Annotated in this window: 15 protein-coding genes, 1 tRNA gene and 2 pseudogenes; 9 read left to right on the top strand and 9 right to left on the bottom strand. The window is 62.0% G+C overall.

Annotated features, from left to right (window positions below):
- Window positions 1-9: 9 nt before the first annotated feature.
- Window positions 10-663 (bottom strand): hypothetical protein, encoded by a 654-nt coding sequence (locus BBJ66_RS26310; protein WP_071090950.1) that lies wholly within the window; start codon window positions 661-663, stop codon window positions 10-12.
- Between the two features lie 633 nt (window positions 664-1,296).
- On the opposite strand from BBJ66_RS26310, the pseudogene BBJ66_RS26305 reads away from it, so the two are divergent.
- Both BBJ66_RS26305 and BBJ66_RS26300 read left to right on the top strand, forming a co-directional pair.
- A pseudogene (locus BBJ66_RS26305) lies at window positions 1,297-1,742 on the top strand (IS5 family transposase); the annotation flags it as partial.
- Between the two features lie 176 nt (window positions 1,743-1,918).
- Window positions 1,919-2,644: a hypothetical protein gene (locus BBJ66_RS26300; protein ID WP_071090947.1), complete on the top strand. Its 726-nt coding sequence runs from the start codon at window positions 1,919-1,921 to the stop codon at window positions 2,642-2,644.
- 67 nt (window positions 2,645-2,711) lie between these two features.
- Here the strand turns inward: BBJ66_RS26300 and BBJ66_RS26295 are convergent, their stop codons facing one another.
- The 4 genes and pseudogenes from BBJ66_RS26295 to cpdR1 all read right to left on the bottom strand — a co-directional run bounded on the left by BBJ66_RS26295 (window position 2,712) and on the right by cpdR1 (window position 4,255).
- Entirely contained in the window at window positions 2,712-3,206 is a 495-nt protein-coding gene (locus tag BBJ66_RS26295) for a hypothetical protein (protein WP_116429671.1), read from the bottom strand.
- 222 nt (window positions 3,207-3,428) lie between these two features.
- Window positions 3,429-3,651: pseudogene (locus BBJ66_RS35840) on the bottom strand (hypothetical protein).
- Between the two features lie 82 nt (window positions 3,652-3,733).
- A tRNA-Val gene (locus tag BBJ66_RS26285) sits at window positions 3,734-3,808 on the bottom strand.
- An 84-nt stretch (window positions 3,809-3,892) separates the two neighbouring features.
- Window positions 3,893-4,255 (bottom strand): response regulator CpdR1, encoded by a 363-nt coding sequence (gene cpdR1 / locus BBJ66_RS26280; protein WP_003542883.1) that lies wholly within the window; start codon window positions 4,253-4,255, stop codon window positions 3,893-3,895.
- A gap of 186 nt (window positions 4,256-4,441) precedes the next feature.
- Between cpdR1 and BBJ66_RS26275 the strand changes: the two genes are divergently transcribed.
- On the top strand, window positions 4,442-5,323 hold the full coding sequence (locus BBJ66_RS26275; RefSeq protein WP_049734711.1) for an N-formylglutamate amidohydrolase: 882 nt from the start codon (window positions 4,442-4,444) through the stop codon (window positions 5,321-5,323).
- A 327-nt stretch (window positions 5,324-5,650) separates the two neighbouring features.
- Window positions 5,651-6,424, top strand: a complete 774-nt coding sequence (hisN, locus tag BBJ66_RS26270) for a histidinol-phosphatase (RefSeq protein ID WP_049734710.1) — start codon at window positions 5,651-5,653, stop codon at window positions 6,422-6,424.
- Window positions 6,425-6,509: 85 nt separating this feature from the next.
- Here the strand turns inward: hisN and BBJ66_RS26265 are convergent, their stop codons facing one another.
- Window positions 6,510-7,484 carry an alpha/beta fold hydrolase gene (locus BBJ66_RS26265; protein ID WP_071090943.1) on the bottom strand — a complete coding sequence of 325 codons (975 nt, stop codon included), beginning with the start codon at window positions 7,482-7,484 and terminating at the stop codon, window positions 6,510-6,512.
- A 423-nt stretch (window positions 7,485-7,907) separates the two neighbouring features.
- Between BBJ66_RS26265 and BBJ66_RS26260 the strand changes: the two genes are divergently transcribed.
- On the top strand, window positions 7,908-8,378 hold the full coding sequence (locus BBJ66_RS26260) for an Hsp20 family protein (RefSeq protein WP_049734708.1): 471 nt from the start codon (window positions 7,908-7,910) through the stop codon (window positions 8,376-8,378).
- 64 nt (window positions 8,379-8,442) lie between these two features.
- On the opposite strand, the gene BBJ66_RS26255 is transcribed toward BBJ66_RS26260, so the two are convergent.
- On the bottom strand, window positions 8,443-9,447 hold the full coding sequence (locus tag BBJ66_RS26255) for a bile acid:sodium symporter family protein (RefSeq protein WP_071090940.1): 1,005 nt from the start codon (window positions 9,445-9,447) through the stop codon (window positions 8,443-8,445).
- An 89-nt stretch (window positions 9,448-9,536) separates the two neighbouring features.
- Between BBJ66_RS26255 and BBJ66_RS26250 the strand changes: the two genes are divergently transcribed.
- A complete protein-coding gene (locus BBJ66_RS26250) occupies window positions 9,537-10,391 on the top strand; it encodes a LysR substrate-binding domain-containing protein (protein ID WP_071090936.1) in 855 nt (284 codons plus the stop codon).
- A gap of 13 nt (window positions 10,392-10,404) precedes the next feature.
- On the opposite strand, the gene BBJ66_RS26245 is transcribed toward BBJ66_RS26250, so the two are convergent.
- Window positions 10,405-11,457 (bottom strand): threonine aldolase family protein, encoded by a 1,053-nt coding sequence (locus tag BBJ66_RS26245; RefSeq protein WP_071091223.1) that lies wholly within the window; start codon window positions 11,455-11,457, stop codon window positions 10,405-10,407.
- Between the two features lie 535 nt (window positions 11,458-11,992).
- Between BBJ66_RS26245 and gltB the strand changes: the two genes are divergently transcribed.
- The 3 genes from gltB to BBJ66_RS26230 all read left to right on the top strand — a co-directional run bounded on the left by gltB (window position 11,993) and on the right by BBJ66_RS26230 (window position 19,258).
- The gene (gene gltB, locus BBJ66_RS26240; protein WP_190238036.1) at window positions 11,993-16,717 is read left to right on the top strand and encodes a glutamate synthase large subunit; all 4,725 of its coding nucleotides are present in this window, start codon (window positions 11,993-11,995) and stop codon (window positions 16,715-16,717) included.
- Window positions 16,718-16,943: 226 nt separating this feature from the next.
- Entirely contained in the window at window positions 16,944-18,398 is a 1,455-nt protein-coding gene (locus BBJ66_RS26235; RefSeq protein ID WP_071090930.1) for a glutamate synthase subunit beta, read from the top strand.
- Between the two features lie 224 nt (window positions 18,399-18,622).
- A complete protein-coding gene (locus BBJ66_RS26230) occupies window positions 18,623-19,258 on the top strand; it encodes a hypothetical protein (RefSeq protein ID WP_071090927.1) in 636 nt (211 codons plus the stop codon).
- A 34-nt stretch (window positions 19,259-19,292) separates the two neighbouring features.
- Here BBJ66_RS26230 and BBJ66_RS26225 read toward each other — a convergent pair whose 3' ends face one another.
- Window positions 19,293-20,531, bottom strand: a complete 1,239-nt coding sequence (locus BBJ66_RS26225; protein WP_190238035.1) for a DUF459 domain-containing protein — start codon at window positions 20,529-20,531, stop codon at window positions 19,293-19,295.
- Window positions 20,532-20,553 lie beyond the last annotated feature (22 nt).

The following is a 20,553-nucleotide window of genomic DNA, read 5'->3' as shown; positions in this document are numbered from 1 at the left end:
AGTTCCCCCTCAATTTCGGAAAGCTCGTCGAATAGTTTCTTCAATAGCAGTTGATTTCGGTTCACAGCCTGGAATGAGACCGCGTTGCATACTTTCGACATCGGTAAGCAATGTTCGATCGCTAAGAGCGCCGCCGGGCTTGTCTTTCGATCGATCTCGCTTGAGAAGACAAAGCATTGACCTTCGGCTCTCGTCGAACTCCGCCGACACCGCAGCCAACTCGGGTTCTGACAGGCCGAGGAATTTTCCGCAGTTCTTGTAGGCGCAAATTTTGAAAGGCTTGTTCAAGAAGGCCACGACCGCGGATTTTTGGGTCATATAGACTGGATCGTCTTTTACAAAATCCTGGAACGCATTGAGATCGCCGCTCATTATCCTTGGGGCCAGATCGAAGCCTCGTGCTGCAAATACCAAACCCCAGCTAAAGTATCCAAGATTGAGTATGGTCGCTTCGCACCGAAGACGCTCCTCATCATGATATTGATTGCAATTTTGTAACTTCATCGCTCGAAATATCTTCGGAATTTGCAGTGTTTCCTTGCCGGCTGCAGCAGCTGCAGTTGCATACGTCATGATGCAGAGAAAAATGGAAAGGAAGGCAAGGAGAGAATTATTGCGGAAAAGCGCAAATCGCTTGGATGTTTTTGGAACTGGATCCGACATCGTTATTTTCCCGTTTGATCAGCACTTCACGTTGCCATAACTCGCCGTGTCGAGAATGTTTCACTCGCACTACTCAGCAGTGTCATGGAAGCATCCCGACGATTGCCGGATGGAGACGAGCGGGCGTTATTGGAGCCGGTCTGCGTACCACTGCAACCCGGCTATATCGCGGAAATGGATACTAGAGTTTTCTACACGTTTAAGTCAATAAGTTTTGCATTCAATAAAAAAGACAATTCTTGGTTTTATGTTCGAGCAACCTCGCTGCCGTCAATTTAGTGCGCACCTATCGCCCAAATTGCTCCTGCCACTGTGCGCATGGTGCATGAGCCTATGAATCAGCAGCCGCACTGCCCGCCAGAATGTTCCATCATGGCGGCGAGGAAATCCTTTTCGAAGGGCGCTCCGTAATGGAGGTGCCCGATGTTGTCATCCCACGTGTCCGTTGCCATGGAACGAGCTAGGCGTGTTCCGCAGGCATGGGCATGTGCGGATCGCGCGAATCCTTGCACATACGTCACTTCATCCGGGGGAGGAGCAGTCATGCATGCCTGTCCCCGGGTCCTTGCGGCCGTCGACGATCTTCGAGCCCGCCCCTTTGACTTGGCCGCAGCACCTTGCCAAGCCTGGGAAGGTCATGTTGGCGGCACGGCGGCCGATAATCGCCTGTTCGTGGAAGCTGTGCTTTACAGATACCGTGCCGGAATACCCTGGCGCGATCTCCCTGAGCGGTTCGGAGACTGGAAGATCGTCCACAAGCGGATGCGCCGATGGTGCGAAGGCGGCGTCTGCGAGCGTATATTCAAACACTTGGCCGCCGATCACGACAATGAATATATGATGCTGGATTCCACCGCCGTGCGCGCCCACCAGCATAGTGCTGGCGCGCAAAAAGGGGGGACTAGGCGATCGGCCGATCCCGTGGGGGACTGACGACGAAGATCCATGTGATCGCCGATGCGCTCGGAAATCCGGTTGCGAGCTCACTGACGCCGGGCCAGGCATCAGATCTGGCGCAAGCCCAGCCTCTTCTAGAGGAAGTTGATCCTCAGGTGTTCCTGGCTGACAAAGCCTATGATTTGTCCGGCTTTTTTCACCCGTGCGTGCGGATTCTCCCATGGGCTTCTCCCATGCCGGCCGCGGCCGGCATGTCGTTCGAGGCACAGATCGGTGAACCCGGCATCATACTGTCGCCGCGCCAACCTTTCAGAAAGGATTGGGCGGCGATAATTGCGGCCTCACGGGAATCGGACAGATGGCCAAGACAGCGACACGCGGCCGCCGCAAGGCGCCGGCGAGAGGAAAGAGCAAAGCGCGCAGCGGCGGTGGCGGATTGCTGCCCTGGGTGGTGATCGGCATTGCCGCGATCGGCGGTATCGTCGCCCACGACCATTGGAAGAGCATTGAGCCGATGCTTGCACGGCAATCGGCGCCCGTCACACGGGAAGCGGCGGAGCCGCGACCTGTCGTCAGGAAGGACGTGCCGCCGAAGCAGGTGGCGCTTGCCACACCCGCCCCAAAAGCCGCATCGCCGGTGAAGCAATCGGAGCTGCTGCCGCCGGCGACGATCCCGACGCCGGCGATCCAGCCGGTCAAGGCGGTGCCGTCCCCGCTTACCCCTGCCAATCCGGAAACAGGCACGGTCGCCTTCGGCTATTGCGGCCAGGGCGCCCATATCAACTGTGTCGGCGATGGCGGCGTCTTCTGGTACAAGGGCGAGAAGATCGTGATCGCCGACATGGCAAGCCCCGTCGTCGACCAGGCGCGCTGCGACGGCGAACGCAGGGTGGCCTTTGCCGCCAAGTCGCGGCTGCTGGGGCTGCTGAACGCCGGTCCCTTCACCATGAACGCCGCGGGCAAGACGGAGGCCTCAGGCGCGCCGCGCGTCGTCTCGCGCGACGGGCGCTCTTTCGGCGCGCAGCTGATCAATGAGGGGCTGGCGCGCAAGCCAGGGGCTGCCGGCGGCGCGTGGTGCGCTTGACGGCATCCGGCCTTTTCACCGAAGCAAAGCTACAAAACTCTCGCGCAGTTTGCCGGAGCTGTTTTTGTTATTTGCCCTTTTTTACCAGCTTGCCGCCGGTGCGGAAGCTGCCGGCGAAGGAGGAATCCTTGCTTTCGGCCGTGCATTCGATCGCAATCGGCTTGCCGGCATAGGGATTGCCGAAGGTGCAGAAGCCGGCGACCTTGACCTGGCCCGTCATCTTGTTGCCGACACCCGTGGTGACGAGGCTGAGCGGCAGGCGGGCATTGCCGTTGGAGGCGGGCTTGATGCCGCTGCCGTCGCCCTGAAAGCCGAGCGCCTTGCCGTCCGAGGTGAAGATGAAGGTCACCACGCCGTTGACCAGCGTGACGCTGGCAAGCTCGTTCTTGCAGCCCTTGGTGGCGTCGAACTTGGCAACAACAAGCTTGGCACATTTGCCGGAAAGGGTGATGACACCGGGCGCGCCTGGAAAGGTCTCGGGGGGAGACGCCGGCGCGGCAAAGGCCGGCAAGGCGAAGGCGGTGGAAAAAATTGCGGCGGCAATAGGCGCGGAAAGTCTCATTCTCTGTCTCAACCCCATCTGTCTGCAGCGGCGAATCGCCCGTGCGTCAATAGCCATACGTTGGATAGCTAGGCATTGGCACTGTTCTGTGACTTATTTTGGTCTTTACCGGCCGGCGCCCGGCGTCGAGCAATGTCAAAGCATGTTGCCCGGAAGTGTGCAGCGGCTTCGAGATAACGACATGCATAAAAGCGCGCCGCATGAATCGTGATAGGGCGCGCCTTAGGGATTTTTGAAATCATCCCAGAGGATCGCTGCACCAGCCGCGAATAGGGTGATCGGATCAGCCACAGCTTGATGCTGATGGGTTCGACGACATGAAGCTGCATATAACCGAAACCGACGAGGCCGACCCAATCAGGGTAAGGCCGAGGACTATGGATATCGCCTTGCGTGTCCTCTGCGTCGTCCGTCCCCCATTTCTCCATCTGCGGGGCTCCCGCAGCGTATTGAAAATCCGCGTGCCGATGACCGGAGCCGGAAAATCCCCAAGACGGGGATCTGTCAATGATGTCAGGGAGATCGGATGGTGGGCGTGACAGGGATTGAACCTGTGACCCCTACGATGTCAACGTAGTGCTCTCCCGCTGAGCTACACGCCCATCCGATGGCGGCGCATAGATCACAAAACCTTCGGAGCCGTCAATAGGCTTTTTTCAGTTTTGTGAAGCGCCGCCCGGCAAGCCTTATGCGGCAAGCATTTTGTTGACCTCGTCGACGAGATCGCGCAGGTGGAAAGGCTTGGAAAGCACCTTGGCATCCTTCGGCGCCTTCGAATCAGGGTTCAGCGCCACGGCCGCAAAACCGGTGATGAACATCACCTTCAGGTCGGGGTCGAGCTCGGTGGCGCGGCGCGCCAGCTCGATGCCATCCATCTCGGGCATGACGATATCGGTCAGCAGCAGGGAAAACGGCTCCTCGCGCAGCCGGTCATAGGCGCTGGCGCCATTGTCATAGGAAAGGACCTTGTAACCGGCCTTTTCGAGCGCTTTCACCAGGAAGCGGCGCATGTCGTTGTCGTCTTCTGCGAGAAGTATCTTCTGAGTCATCAATCCAGACCGCTGATCAATAAGTTTTTGGTGGGTGCCCGGGGTTTACACTAGTCTTTACCCGGTAAACAACCGGTGAATTGCCTGTGCGCGACCGCATCCCTCCTACATAGTATGGACTTGGGGCCGGGCAACTGGCAACATGGGCAAAGCAGCCAGTTCATGACATGGTAAAGAGGGCCGAAAGTGCCGGAGATACGCGAATACGAGCTTTTTGAGGTTCATGAGCCCGTGTCGCAGACCATTCCCTTCGTCTACAACTCCCCTCATAGCGGCCGTATTTATCCACCGGAATTTATCGCCCAGTCCAGGCTCGAGGGCATCGCCATACGCCGTTCCGAGGATCATTATGTCGACGAGCTGTTCGGTTCGGCCGTGGTACTCGGCGCACCGCTCCTGGCCGCCAACTTTCCGCGCGCCTATCTCGACGTCAATCGCGAGCCCTATGAGCTTGATCCCAGGATGTTCGACGGGCTGCTGCCGCCCTATGCCAATATCAACTCGCTCCGGGTCGCCGGCGGGCTCGGCACTATTCCGCGCATCGTCGCCGAGAACATGGAGATCTATGCGCGGCGGCTGCCGGTGCAGGAGGGGCTCGACCGGGTCGAAGCGGTCTACAAACCCTATCATGCGACGCTCCGGCGGCTGATCGCGCGAACGCATGTACAGTTCGGTTTCGGCGTGCTGATCGACTGCCATTCGATGCCCGGCAATGTGCGCGTCGCCGGCAGCACCGCGCGGCCTGATTTCATCATCGGCGATCGTTACGGCACCAGCGCTTCGGCCGAACTTTCGCGCGCCGCCATCGCCATCCTCGAGGAAATGGGCTTTGCGGCGATCCGCAACAAGCCCTATGCCGGCGGCTTCATCACCGAACATTACGGCCGGCCCTCGCGCGGCCTGCATGCGCTGCAGATCGAAGTGAACCGGGCGATCTATGTCGACGAGGTTACGCTGGAGAAACGCGCCGACTTCGCCGCGGTGGCTGAGGCGGTCACGGGTTTCATGCAGCAGATGGCGGATTATGTCGAGAAATTCGCCGGCGACCGGGCGCTGGCCGCCGAATAGCCTGCGTCGATTTCACCGATATTATCCGGCCATGTCTGCGGGCCAAAAATCTCCCGGCCAAAAAAAACCGCGCTTGTAAGCGCGGCTAAGTCTAGGGAGGAAACACCCAAGGAGGGTATTTACAGTCAGAAGACTGTACCAAGGACGCTACTATTGCATTGCACAAATGTCAAGCAATATATTGCGCTGCGACATCTTTGGGCAGTGGGCGCGCAATGGAAGCGATTGGAGGGTTCACCCACGTCCCGATCGAACTGCCTGCTGTGTTTGCATTCCCGCTGCTTTTCGTTATGAAAGCGTCACGCCAGCCAGCCAAACGGATCCCTCATGCTTCCTGACCGCTCGTTCTTCAACCGTCTGGCGGAGGCCGCCAAGGCCGAGACGCTGCCGCGCTTCCGCTCCGGCCTCGATATCACCAACAAGCTTTCTTCCGGTTTCGATCCGGTGACGGAGGGCGATCGGGCGGCCGAACTCGCCATCCGGGCGCTGATCGAGGAGAATTTCCCCGACCACGGCATTCTCGGCGAGGAGCACGGCAATGTCGGGCTCGATCGCGACTATGTCTGGGTGATCGATCCGATCGATGGCACGCGCGCCTTCATCTCCGGCCTGCCGGTGTGGGGAACGCTGATCGGCCTGCAGAAGGAAGGGCGGGCGATCATGGGCATGATCGAACAGCCCTTTACCGGCGAGCGTTATTTCGCCGACCAGAACGGCTCGCTCTATAGCGGCCCCGAGGGCGAGCGGCGGCTGGCGACGCGCCAATGCGAGGCGCTTTCGAACGCCATCCTGTTCACCACCTCACCGCATCTCTTCGCCGGCGAGGAGATGGAGAAATACCGCGAGATCGAGAGCCAGGTCCGGCTCTTCCGCTACGGCTGCGACTGCTACGCCTATGCGCTGCTTGCCGCCGGCCATATCGATCTCGTCGTCGAAAACAGCCTGAAGCCCTATGACGTCGGCGGCATCATCCCGGTCATCGAGGGGGCGGGCGGCATCATCACCACCTGGGACGGCGGACGGCCTGAGAACGGCGGCTCGATCATCGCCGCCGGCAGCCGGGCGGTCTACGATCAGGCGATCGCCATCCTGCAGCGCTAATCCCGGGTTGGCTTGCCAATCCCTGGGTTGGCTTGCCAGTCCCCCGGGGTTGGCTTGCCAATCCCCCGGTTAGCAGCGCTACCGGTCACGTGCCGAGGGCGGGGAGGTCCTGGTTTTCTTCGGCGTCGCTGCCGGGAATGAAGGCGTGGAAGGCGGCAAGGGCGGCGGCGCGATAGGTATCCCGTTCCTGGAAGATTTCGTGGCGGGCGCCGTTGATCGGCACCAGTTGGCCGGCGCGGAAATAACGCGAGAGCCGCTCCTGCGCCGTGTAGGGAACGACGCCATCTCGCGTCGGGGCGATGACGATGGTCGGGATGGTGATCGAGAAGAGATGGTTGGGCGAGGTGACCCGGTCCATCGTGCGAAAAGCCTCGGTCAGCCAGCGGGCCGTCGGCGGCCCGAGCGTCAGCTCCGGATGGGCTTTCATCATCGCGACATTGCGCTCGAAGCGGGTTTCGTCCGAGGTCAGCGGGTTGTCGCGGAAATCCGGCTCCTTCAGTTTCGAGGTCAGCGGCAGGAAGCCGAGGCCGAGTGCCGTCAGTGTGCCGGCAAGCGTTCGGATGACGCGGGGCGAGGCCGACTGGCCGGTCAGGCCGATAAAGGGTGCCGACAGCACCATGCGATCGATGCGGGTGGTAAGATAAGGCGCGGCCGAGAGCGCGATCAGCCCGCCTGTGGAATGGGCGAGCAGGTAGAAGGGCAGGCGGGTATCCGGCAACACCACCTTTTCGAGGAAGGTGTCGAGGTCACGTTCGTAATCGACGAAGCGGCGGATGTGGCCGTGGTTGCGGCGCTTCAGAAGCCGCTCCGAACCGCCCTGGCCGCGCATATCGAAGGTGGCGACCCAGAGACCCTTGGCCGTCAGGTCGCGGATCGTCTCGAAATATTTCTCGATATATTCGTTGCGGCCGTGCAGGATGACGACCGTGCCCCTGGCGACCTGGGCACTGGCGCGGAAGACGGCGTAACGCAGCCGGTGGCCGTCATGGGTTTCGAAGAACCCTTCCGTGCGGTTTTCCGGGGCGGGATTGTCCGGCGTCGAATAGAGAATCTGATCCATGACTTTGCAATGCGCCGCTGCTGACTGCTTCGCATCAGGGATAGCGCATGGCATCCGGCTTGGAAAGCGGCGACCCCGTAGGGCGGGAAAGCGCGAAAAGGGCCGGCAGGAGCATGAGGGTGCTCACAGCCGGCCGAGTTTGAGGCTGAAGAAGAAGGGACGATGCACTTCAGCCATCGGGACCAGATTCACCCGACGCTGCGATTTCTAGGCGGATGCGTGTGAACGCGCTCCGAACCGGCCGTTCATGCGGGGTTCACGGCGCCGGTCGGGCGATTTCGGGAGGGGCTTGAACTCGCCAAATCCCATCACCATCTCCTTCCTGCGGGTGCCGAAGAGGGCCCGCGCAACGGTCCCGAGGCCGCCAAAGATGGGGTTTCAGGGGCATTTTATCGCAACACGTCGCTTCCACAGGAGGACATCATGCGTCACGTAGACTTCTCTCCCCTTTATCGCTCGACCGTCGGTTTCGACCGGCTCTTCACCATGCTCGACAGCCTCGCCCAGCCGGAGCAGGCCCAGACCTATCCGCCCTATAATATCGAGCGCACCGGTGAAAACACCTATCGGATCACCATGGCGGTCGCCGGTTTCGACGAGACCGAACTTTCGATCGAAGCCCATGCCCATGTCCTGTCCGTCAAGGGTGAAAAGGCCGATGAACCTGCCGAAAGCGGCGAATTCCTCTACCGTGGCATTGCCAAGCGCGCCTTCGAGCGCCGCTTCCAGCTTGCCGACCATGTCGAGGTGACCGCCGCTTCGCTGAAGAACGGCCTGCTGCACATCGACCTTCTGCGCAACATTCCGGAGGCCATGAAGCCCCGCAAGATTGCGATTGCCGCAGAGCCGGTCGAGGCTCCGAAGGCCATCGAGGCGCAGGTCATCAACGGCTAATCACATCCCTTAAGAAAAAAACGGCGCTCCGATCGGGGCGCCGTTTTTTATTGCGGCAATAGGTTCAGGCCGGGCTGGCGGCTTCGTCTATTTCCTTTTCGGTTGCGCGGCGGGCCGCGGCGGCGGCGTATTTCTGGGCGATGACGGCGCAGACCATCAACTGGATCTGGTGGAACAGCATCAGTGGCAGCACGATTGCGCCGATCGACTGGCCTGAGAAAATGACGTTTGCCATCGGCACGCCGCTTGCGAGGCTCTTCTTCGAGCCGCAGAAAGTGATGGTGATCTCGTCGGCCTTGCCGAAGCCGAGCCAGCGGCTGCCGAACATGGTCAGCACCAGCACTAGCCCCAGAAGAACCATATCGGCGACGATGACGACGGCGATATCGGCGATCGAGAAGGTGTGCCACAGGCCCTCGACGACGGCCGTCGAGAAGGCGAGGTAGACCACCATCAGAATCGAGCCGCGATCGACAGGCATCAGGATCTTCTTCTTGGCGCGGATCCAGTCGCCGATCCAGGGCTGCAGGATCTGGCCGACGATGAAGGGGGCAAGCAGTTGCAGCAGGATCTGCCGAAGCGCGTCGAAGGAGAAGCCGCCATGGCCGCCGACGGAAAACAGCAGGCCGACCAGCAGCGGCGTCAGAAACATGCCGAAGATATTGGAGGCCGAGGCCGAGCAGATGGCGGCAGGCACGTTGCCGCCGGCCATCGAGGTGAAGGCGATCGACGACTGCACCGTCGACGGCAGCACGCAGAGGAAGAGAATGCCGAGATACAGCGGCTGCGGCAGGATCGCGTCGGGGATCCATCCGAGCGCCAGGCCGAGCAGCGGGAAGATGCCGAAGGTCGTCAGCAGGATGGCGAGATGCAGGCGCCAGTGCAGCAGGCCCGCGATAACGACGTCGCGCGAAAGGCGGGCGCCATGCAGGAAGAACAGCAGCGCGATGGCAAGATCGGTGGCGATGCCGAAATAAGCTGCGAATGTGCCGCTCGCCGGCAGCAGCGAGGCGAGAATGACGGTGCAGACCAGCAGGATCGTGAAAGTATCGGGCAGAAAGCGGCGCATTGCGGTCTCGCGACTTGATAGATAGTCATTGTTTTGTCGACCATTGTGATCCACGATGCAAGGAATAACAGTTATCGAGGAACTGGATCATGCTGGACCTTTCGCAACTGCGCAGTTTTGTCGCCGTCGAGCAGATGGGCAGTTTTACGCTCGCCGCAGAAAGGCTCGGCCTTGGCCAGTCGACTGTCAGCCAGCATATCCAGCGGCTGGAGGCGGCCCTAGGGCGCAAGCTCCTGGCGCGGGACACGCATAAGGTCATACTGACCGGCGATGGCGAGGCGCTGCTGTCGCATGCGCGCAGCATGCTTTCGATCGAGGGACAGGTGCAGTCGCTGTTTCGCAGCAACAGCCTGCGCGGCAGCCTGCGTCTCGGCGTATCGGAAGATTTCGTCACCAGCCAGTTGCCGGCGGTGCTGGAGGATTTCGTTCGGTCTCATCCCTCTGTCGACCTCGAACTGACGGTGGCACTCTCCGGCGTCCTCTACGAGATGCAGGACAATGGCGAAATCGATCTGGTGCTCGCCAAGCGCCGGCTCGGCGATGCCCGCGGAAAGCTGGTTTATCGCGAACCGCTCGTCTGGCTGGCGCGCGATCCGGAGCGTGTGCTGGCCTCCGGCCCTTTGCCGCTGATCGCCTTTCCGCCGCCGAGCGTCACACGGGTGATCGCGCTGGAGGCGCTGGCGCGAAACGGCGTGGCGTGGCGGATCGTCTGCACCTGCGGCAGCCTCAGCGGATTGACGGCGGCCGCACGGGCCGGCATGGGCGTGCTGGTGCAGCCGCGCAGTATGGCGCCCTCAGGGCTGAAGGAGATCGCCGCGGGAAACCTTCCGCTGCTGGAGGATGTGGAATTCGTGCTGGTGCCACGCAAGGGGGCGGACCAGGCGCTGGTCGCCGCACTGTCGGACGATATCCTGCAGAAGGTGAGGCGGCTGAAGTCGGCGTGAGTGATTGCCGCGGTCAGGCGGCCAGGCACTTCAGGAAACCATCCACATCCGCTTCCGTCGTCGCGAAGCTGGTGACGAGGCGGATCAGGGTTTCATTCTCGGAAACCAGTTCAGGCGTTGTCGCCGGCACCGGCCATTCGTAGAATTTTGCGCCCTTTTCCTCGGCGTTTTTTGCCGCATGTTTGCTAACCACGGCAAAGACTTCGTTGGAAGCGGTCGGCCAGGCGAGGCGGGCGGCGCTGCTGGCGCCGATACCGGCGCGCAGGCGGCCGGCCATGCCGTTCGAATGGCGGGCAAGATCGAGCCAGAGGCCGTTTTCGAAATAGGCATCGAACTGGGCGGCAATGAAACGCGACTTGGAGAAAAGCTGGGCGGCGCGCTTGCGGATGAAGGGCATTTCGCGCGCCCGATCCGGATCGAAGAAGACGATCGCTTCCGCACACCAGCAGCCGTTCTTGGTGCCGCCGAAGGACAGCATATCGACGCCGCGTTTCCAGGTCATTTCGGCCGGGGTGGCGCCGAGTGCAATCAGCGCATTGGCGAAGCGGGCGCCGTCCATGTGAAGCGGCAGGTTGCGCTTTCTTGCGATGGTGGCGATCTCGCCGATCTCGGGCAGGGAATAGACCGTGCCGATCTCGGTTGCCTGGGTGATGGTCACTGCGCTGGCGCGTCCGTGGCGGAGGGCGTCTTCCGGAAAACCTGCGATTTTTGCGGAAAGCTTGGCCGGATCGATCTTGCCGGCTTCGCCGTCGACGGCGACGAGGCGGGCGGAGCCGGAGAAAAACTCCGGAGCGCCGCATTCATCCTCGATCACATGCGCCTCTGAATGGCAGAAGGTGATGCCGCCGGGGCGCTGGACGCTTGCCAGCGACAGGGAGTTGGCGGCCGTGCCGGTGGCGACGAAGAAAACCGAAACCTCACGCTCGAAGATTTCGCAAAAGCGAGCCTCGACCTTCTTGTCGAGATCGCCGGCACCATAGGCGGCGGCAAAACCGGCCGATTCCGCCAGCAGACGTTCGGCAATGGATCTATGGGCGCCGGCCCAGTTATCGGAAGCAAAGAACATGTGGGGAACCGTTGGAAGGGAGAGTTTGGCAGGGCCGAGGCGGAGATTACGCCAAAGCTTCACAGGATCAAGGCTGCTGCCCATGACACATCACAAAAATTGAACTACGCAATCAATAAACAAAATAACAGAATATTTCGTAATTTTATTTCGCATCGGCGACCGATTCGGTAATCTTCCGTCGCAAATTGATGTTTTTTCGGGGTGCGCTCTTGCGGACCCGAATGCTTTCTGGCATAGAACAGATGAATTAGGACAGTGTTGCTGTCCTATTTTGGCCCGAGTGGCCGAAGAAGCGCCGAAAACCCTGGAACGGACGGGCTTTCACGCTATAGTTCTTCCGAGCGTCAAGCCTTAAGGGTGGTGCGCGGAGGGCGAATGGCAGGCGCGGAACGCGACGGTTTGCTTTCCTCATAAGCAGATGTCTGCGGCCGATCTTCACCATGCAACAGCGCTGTCATGCGCCGAACCTATTTTGGTTGCGGCCCAGGACGAAAAGCCGCCCGCGGCCCCGCGGGCTTCGACAGGAGGAAAGATGATGACGAAGACGCCATCCATGGAATTTGACCGGTTCGCTGCTGCAGAGGTGCGCGCGACGGCCAATATGTCCAAATCCGCCTCCGGCCTGCCGAAGAAACAAGGCCTCTACGACCCGCGCAACGAACATGATGCCTGCGGCGTCGGCTTCGTCGCGCATATGAAGGGTGAGAAGTCGCACCAGATCGTCAAGGACGGCCTCTTCATTCTCGAGAACCTGACGCATCGCGGCGCCGTCGGCGCCGATCCGCTGATGGGCGACGGCGCCGGCATCCTGGTGCAGATCCCCGACCGGTTCTTCCGCGAGGAGATGGCCGCGCAGGGCATCACCCTGCCGCCGGCCGGCGAATATGGCGTCGGCCATATCTTCATGCCGCGCGATGAAAAGCAGATCGAGCACTTCAAGAAGGTGATCAAGGATGTCGTCACCGAGGAAGGTCAGGTCCTCATCGGCTTTCGCGACGTGCCTGTCGATAATTCCTCGCTCTCCAAGGCGCCGGCGATTGCCGCAACAGAGCCGCATCATGTGCAGGTCTTCATCGGCGCCGGTGAGGATGCCGAAAACAATGACGAGTTCGAGCGTCGGCTGTTCACGCTGCGCAAGGTGATCTCCAACCGCATCTATGACGAGTTCGACGGCGAGGAGAGCAATTTCTATCCCGTGTCGCTGTCGTCGGCGACGGTGGTCTACAAGGGCATGTTCCTGGCCTATCAGGTCGGCGTCTATTACAAGGACCTGACCGACCCGCGTTTCGAAAGCGCGGTCGCCCTGGTGCACCAGCGCTTCTCGACCAACACCTTCCCGTCGTGGAAGCTCGCGCATCCTTACCGCATGGTCGCCCATAACGGCGAAATCAACACGCTGCGCGGCAACGTCAACTGGATGGCGGCGCGCCAGGCCTCGGTTTCCTCGCCGCTGTTCGGCGAGGACATCTCCAAGCTCTGGCCGATTTCCTACGAGGGGCAGTCGGACACGGCCTGTTTCGACAATGCGCTCGAATTCCTGGTGCGCGGCGGCTATTCGATGGCGCATGCCGTGATGATGCTGATCCCGGAAGCCTGGGCCGGCAATCAGTCGATGGCTCCAGAACGCAAGGCCTTCTACGAATATCACGCCGCCCTGATGGAGCCCTGGGACGGACCGGCTGCCGTGGCCTTCACCGACGGCAAGCAGATCGGCGCCACGCTCGACCGCAACGGCCTGCGGCCGGCGCGCTACCTCGTCACCGATGATGACCGTGTCATCATGGCGTCCGAAGCCGGCGTGCTGCCGGTTCCGGAGGAGAAGATCATCCAGAAGTGGCGCCTGCAGCCGGGCAAGATGCTGCTGATCGATATGGAAGAAGGCCGGATCATCTCCGACGACGAGGTGAAGTCGAAGCTGGCGACGGCGCATCCCTATCGCAACTGGCTCGGCCGCACCCAGCTGATTCTCGAAGAACTGAAGCCGGTGGAGCCGCGGGCGCTGCGCCGCGACGTGTCGCTGCTCGACCGCCAGCAGGCCTTCGGCTATACGATTGAGGATACCCGCATCCTGATGTCGCCGATGGCGACGACGGGCCAGGAGGCGATCGGCTCGATGGGGACGGATACGCCGATCTCGGCGATGTCGGAAAAGCCGAAGCTGCTCTACACCTATTTCAAGCAGAATTTCGCGCAGGTGACCAACCCGCCGATCGATCCGATCCGCGAAGAGCTGGTCATGAGCCTCGTCTCCTTCATCGGCCCGCGCCCGAACATTCTCGACCACGAAGGCATGGCGAACGCCAAGCGCCTGGAAGTGCGCCAGCCGATCCTGACCAATGGCGATCTCGAAAAGATCCGCTCGATCGGCCATACGGAGGACCGTTTCGACACCAAGACGCTCGATTTCACCTATGACATCGAGCGGGGTGCTGCCGGCATGCCCGAAATGCTCGACCGGCTCTGCGAACGCGCGGAAGCTGCCGTCAAGGGCGGCTACAACATCATCGTGCTTTCCGACCGCCAGATCGGGCCGGATCGGATCGCCATTCCGGCGCTGCTGGCAACGGCTGCCGTGCACCATCACCTGATCCGCAAGGGGCTTCGCACCTCTGTCGGTCTCGTCGTCGAGACCGGCGAACCGCGCGAGGTCCATCATTTCTGCCTGCTCGCCGGCTACGGCGCCGAGGCGATCAACCCTTATCTTGCCTTCGATACGCTGCTCGACATGCATGCCAAGGGCGAGTTCCCGAAGGAAGTCGATGCGTCCGAGATCGTTTACCGCTACATCAAGGCGGTCGGCAAAGGCATCCTCAAGGTCATGTCGAAGATGGGCATCTCGACCTATCAATCCTATTGCGGCGCGCAGATCTTCGATGCGATCGGCCTGTCGTCGGAACTGGTCGACAAGTATTTCTTCGGCACCGCGACGATGATCGAAGGCATCGGCCTCGAGGCGATCGCGGCCGAGACCGTCGACCGCCATAACGCGGCCTTCGGCGCGGATCCGCTGCTGGCGACGACGCTCGATATCGGCGGCGAATATGCCTATCGCATGCGCGGCGAAAGCCATGCCTGGACGCCGGATGCGGTTGCCGCCCTTCAGCATGCCGTGCGCGGCAATGCCGAGGATCGCTACCGCGAATTTTCCGAGATGGTGAACAATTCGGCGCTGCGGATGAACACGATCCGCGGGCTGTTCAACATCAAGAGCGCCGAGGCGCTGGGCCGCAAGCCGGTGTCGATCGACGAGGTCGAGCCGGCGGCCGATATCGTCAAGCGTTTCTCGACCGGGGCGATGTCGTTCGGCTCGATCTCCAGAGAGGCGCATACGACGCTAGCGATCGCCATGAACCGGATCGGCGGCAAGTCGAACACCGGCGAGGGCGGCGAGGAATCCGATCGCTACATGCCGCTCTCGGATGGTTCGATGAACCCGGAACGGTCGGCGATCAAGCAGATCGCCTCGGGCCGCTTCGGCGTCACGACCGAATATCTCGTCAATGCCGACGTACTGCAGATCAAGGTGGCGCAGGGCGCCAAGCCCGGCGAAGGCGGCCAGCTGCCGGGTCACAAGGTCGATGCGACCGTTGCCAAGACCCGCCACTCGACACCTGGTGTCGGCCTGATCTCGCCGCCGCCGCACCACGACATCTATTCGATCGAGGATCTGGCGCAGCTGATCTACGATCTGAAGAACGTCAACCCGACCTCGGACGTCTCGGTCAAGCTCGTCTCCGAAGTCGGCGTCGGCACGGTTGCCGCCGGCGTCGCCAAGGCGCGCGCCGACCATATCACCGTCGCCGGCTTCGACGGCGGCACCGGTGCGTCGCCGCTGACCTCGCTGAAACATGCCGGCAGCCCCTGGGAGATCGGCCTTGCCGAGACCCAGCAGACGCTGGTGCTGAACGGCTTGCGCTCGCGCGTCGCGCTGCAGGTGGACGGCGGTCTGAAGACCGGCCGCGACGTCATCATCGGGGCGCTGCTCGGCGCCGACGAGTTCGGCTTCGCCACCGCGCCGCTGATTGCGGCCGGCTGCATCATGATGCGCAAGTGCCATCTCAACACCTGTCCGGTGGGGGTGGCGACCCAGGATCCGGTGCTGCGCAAGCGCTTCAAGGGCACGCCTGAGCATGTCATCAACTACTTCTTCTTCGTTGCCAACGAAGTGCGCGAAATCCTCGCCTCGCTCGGGTTCACCCGGCTCGACGAGATTATCGGCGCCTCGGAGCTGCTGGAGAAGGACGAGATGCTGGCGCATTGGAAGGCCAAGGGTCTCGACTTCAGCCGTATCTTCCACAAGGTCGATGCCGCCAAGGAAGAGACTTTCTGGACGAGCCGGCAGCAGCACCCGATCGACGATATTCTCGACCGCGCGCTGATTGCGCAGGCTCAGCCGGCGCTGACCGACAAGACGCCCGTCGCCTTCGAGGTCGGCATCAAGAACGTCGACCGTTCGGCGGGCGCGATGCTCTCCGGCGAGGTCGCCAAGCGTTATCGCCACCGCGGGCTGAAGGAAGACACGATCAATGTGACGCTGCGCGGCACGGCAGGCCAGAGCTTCGGCGCCTTCCTGGCGCGCGGCGTCACCTTCAACCTGATCGGCGACGGCAACGACTATGTCGGCAAGGGCCTTTCAGGCGGCAAGATCATCATCCGGCCGCCGGAAAACTCCAGGATCGTCGCCGAGAACTCGATCATCGTCGGCAACACCGTGCTTTACGGCGCGACCGAGGGCGAATGCTACTTCCGCGGCGTGGCGGGCGAACGTTTCGCCGTCCGCAACTCAGGTGCGATCGCTATCGTCGAGGGCGTCGGCGACCATGGCTGCGAATATATGACCGGCGGTGTCGTCGTCGTGCTTGGCGCCACCGGCCGCAACTTCGCGGCCGGCATGTCCGGCGGCGTCGCCTACGTGCTCGATGAAACCGGCGATTTCGCCAGCCGCTGCAACATGGCGATGGTCGAACTCGAGCCGGTGCCCGAGGAGGACGACATGCTGGAGAAGCTGCATCATCACGGCGGCGATCTCATGCACAAGGGACGCGTCGACGTTTCCGGCGACATGACGCGCCATGACGAGGAGCGCCTTTACCAGCTGATCTCCAACCATCTGCATTATACGGGCTCCACCCGCGCCAAGCAGATCCTCGACAGCTGGGCCGATTACCGTCCGAAGTTCCGTAAGGTCATGCCTGTGGAATACCGTCGTGCGCTCGAGGAAATGGAGCGCAGCCGGATGGGCATTGCCGCGGAATGATGTGCAATGGGACAATCGTCATCCGCTGACCCGATGCGGCGGATGACGGAGACTCCCGATGACCCCGTGACGATCATGCCGGCGGCGGAAAGCCGTCCAGATCGCGCGGATGTTTCAGAGGACATGCTCCAATGACGGTCAAGAGAAGCAACTTGCCCCGGGTACCGGGACTGACGATAGACAGATTGGCTGCGGTGAGGCGGTCATGAGGGTAAGGGACGAAGATATGGGTAAGGTAACAGGGTTTCTGGAAATCGACCGGCAGGTGGCGAAGTACCAGCCGGCGTCGGATCGTATCCGTCATTTCCGTGAGTTCACGATCCCGATGTCGGACCCGGAAGTGCAGAAACAGGCCGCGCGCTGCATGGACTGTGGCATTCCCTATTGTCATGGCCCGACCGGCTGCCCTGTGCACAACCAGATCCCCGACTGGAACGACCTCGTCTACAACAACAACTGGGAAGCGGCGATCCAGAACCTGCATTCGACCAACAACTTCCCGGAGTTCACCGGCCGCGTCTGCCCGGCGCCCTGCGAGGAAGCCTGCACGTTGAATCTCGAAGATGCGCCGGTTGCCATCAAGACGGTCGAACAGGCTATCGCCGACAAGGCCTATGAGCTCGGCTTTATCAGGCCGCAGCCGGCCACCGTCCATACCGGCAAGAAGGTCGCCGTCATCGGTTCGGGTCCCGCCGGCATGGCGGCCGCTCAGCAGCTCGGCCGCGCCGGCCACGAGGTGCATGTCTATGAGCGCGAGACCAAGCCGGGCGGCCTGCTGCGCTACGGCATTCCCGACTTCAAGATGGAGAAGAACTTCATCGACCGCCGCGTCGAGCAGATGAAGGGCGAGGGCGTCACCTTCCATTGCGGCGTCAATGTCGGCGTCGATGTCAAGGTCGAGCAACTGCTCGCCGATCATGATGCCGTCCTCTATTGCGGCGGCTCCGAGACGCCGCGTGAGGCGGGCATTCCCGGCACGGACCTTGCCGGCGTGCATGATGCGATGCCCTATCTGGTGCAGCAGAACCGCCGCGTCGGGCGCGAGAATATCGACAGCGTCGGCTGGCCGTCGGACCCGATCCTTGCCGGGGCCAAACATATCGTCGTCGTCGGCGGCGGCGACACGGCTTCGGACTGCGTCGGCACGGCGTTCCGCCAGGGAGCCGTCAAGGTCACCCAGCTCGACATCCGGCCGCAGCCGCCGGAGAAGGAAGACAAGCTTGCCGTCTGGCCCTTCTGGGCGACGAAGATGCGCACTTCCTCCTCGCAGGCCGAAGGCGCCGTGCGCGAGTTCCAGGTGGCGACGCTCGAATTCGTCGGTGAAGACGGCGTGCTGACCGGGGTCAAGTGCTGCGAGGTCGACGAGCGCCGGCGGCCTGTTCCGGGCACGGAATTCGTCATCCGCGCCGATCTCGCCTTCATCGCCATCGGTTTCCGCGGCCCGTTCACGACGAGCGTCCTGAAGGAACTCGAGGGCAAGCTGACGCTCAACACCGACAAGCGCGGCTCGACCAACGTCGTCGCCAACGACCGCGACTACAGGACGTCGGTCGACAAGTTCTGGACGGCGGGCGATGTCCGCCGCGGCCAGTCGCTGGTGGTCTGGGCAATCCGCGAAGGCCGCCAGGCGGCGCGCGCCATCGACGAGGCATTGATGGGGTCGAGCGTTCTGCCGAACTGACCGCAGCCCGCATAGAACTCCCGAGACAAAACTCCGCCTTTCCGGCGGAGTTTTTTGTTGGGGGCATGCGCTGGTGCGACCGCCGCTGGTGCGACCGCTTGACGCAAAGGCATCCGCCGCAAGCCTCAAGCAATGCCGGGACGCGAGATTTTCCAGCGGACGCCGAGCTCAGGAGGAGCCGGCGGCGACCGAAGCCGCACAGGCATTTCACCAGGATTTTTCACATGGTTTCCGCAGTTGACAGCACAAGGCTGGTTTCGGCCCAATATGCGCTGAAAAACCTTCGCAGCTCCGACGACGACAGTTCGCAGGATACGCAGAATTCGTCGGCCGCCAGTATCCTGAGCAGCTACGGGCTCGATTCGAGCTCCGCCTCGCTGCTTTCCAATCAGGCGCTGTCCGGGCTGCTCGACACGCTTTCATCCCAAAGCGATACTTCAGATGAGGCCGACGCGACGGATGACGGCGCCGACGTGACCAGCGCCTCCTTCATGTCGATGCTGAAGCAGCAGCTGCAGGATGCGGCGGCGGCCGAAGGCGAGAGCGGCAAGGCCCATGACATGCTGGCCGCGCTGGAAGCCGGCACGCTGACCATCACCGATCCGACGCAGGGCGTATCGATTGCCGCCTGGGACGTCGACGATCCCGACGAGGCCGATACCGAAAGCAAGGCCGGCAAGCAGGTCGATGTCAGCGGCTGGAGCGATTTCCTCGATGCGCATCTGGAGCGCGGCGCTGATGGCGCTTTCGTCAAGGAAAACGGCAGCTATGTCGACCAGACGAACGACAGCAACGCCTTCTTCGGCCTGATCGGCTCGGATTATTATTATCTGAGCTGGCCGCAGGCGGGGGCGGTGTAAACGGAACGAAAAGGAAGGCTGCCGCGCGGAGTTTTCATTTGACCGAGACTTCGGCTGGCGTCTTTGCCGCAGGCAGGCGGTAATCATCGACACGGCCGGGCGGCGCGGGCGTCATTTCGCCCTGCTCGACCAGGAGGTCGCGGGGCGATCGTGTCAAAGCCATTGGCGGGGGCCTGGCGCCGAGAAGTTCGGCGCCGCCGTCGAGATTGGGATCGGAGAGGCTGATCGGCACGGTATGTTCGACCGGATTGGCGGGAAGGCCGAGCCCGGGCAGATTGCTTTCGTCCAGGCGGATCAGATCCGGGCTTGCCTGGGTGCCGAGAATGCGGCGGGCGGGCTTTTCCACATAGAAGGCGAGCTTGCGCCGGCCGGCCTGTGTCAGGTTGATGCCATCGGAGGTGCGCAGGCGCACCTGCTGGCCGTTCACATCCGAGCCGGTGACGATGAAGTTGCTGTTTTCATCGACGAAACCATCCCAGATGTCGACGAATTCGCCGCCGATGCTTTCGACCTGGTTGCGGTAAAGCTGGTTCATCTGGACGGCATCGGCCGTCATCTGATCGGATTCGAAGGCGGGAAGGCCGACCCAGAGCAGCGGGATCTTGCGGTCGGTAACCTCTTTGCCGAAGGAGAGGACGCGGCGGCGGTATTCTGTAAACCAGCCGTCGGTGCGGAATTTCTCCTTGGCGGTATCGGTCACCATCTGCTGGCGGTCGTTGGCGCCGAGCATGACGACGACCATTGCCGGCTTCAGCTCGTCGATCATCTTCGGCAGCTGTTCCGGCCAGTCGTAATAGTCGTCGCGGACGAGGCCCGATGAGACATTGCCGCGGGCTTCGACGACCACCCCGGGCGAAGTCTCGAAGGCGGCGGTGAGGCCGTCGCCAAGCCCGCTGGCCAGGAAATCGCCGACGATCAGGATCTTCCTGGCATCGCCGAGCTTCTGCACCGCCGGCTCCTCCTGCACGGGTGCGCGGAGCGGCGGCGCGGTGCGGGTGTTGACGACGGCTTTCTGCGCCGGCGGGCGCTTGCGCTGCTGCTGGCGCTTCGGCTGCGGGACGTCGGGCGCCTGCGGCCCGTCGTCGAGATAGCGCCGCCCGAGAAAGAAATCGAGGATCGAACGGCGCTGGTAGCGCTGCTCCTGGGCTTCCGCCATATGCACCGGCGCAAGCGCGCCGAGGCATAGCGAAACCGCCGCCAGGGCGAACACGAGCCAACGGATGGGGGTCCGGTCAATTTTCTTCGTCATGGGCAGTTCCGCATCTGCCGGCATCTTGCACGCAGGACAGGCCAGC

The sequence above is a fragment of the Rhizobium sp. RSm-3 genome (assembly GCF_001854685.1).
GTDB lineage: Bacteria > Pseudomonadota > Alphaproteobacteria > Rhizobiales > Rhizobiaceae > Rhizobium > Rhizobium ecuadorense.
This window is presented reverse-complemented; position numbering and strand designations above follow the sequence as displayed.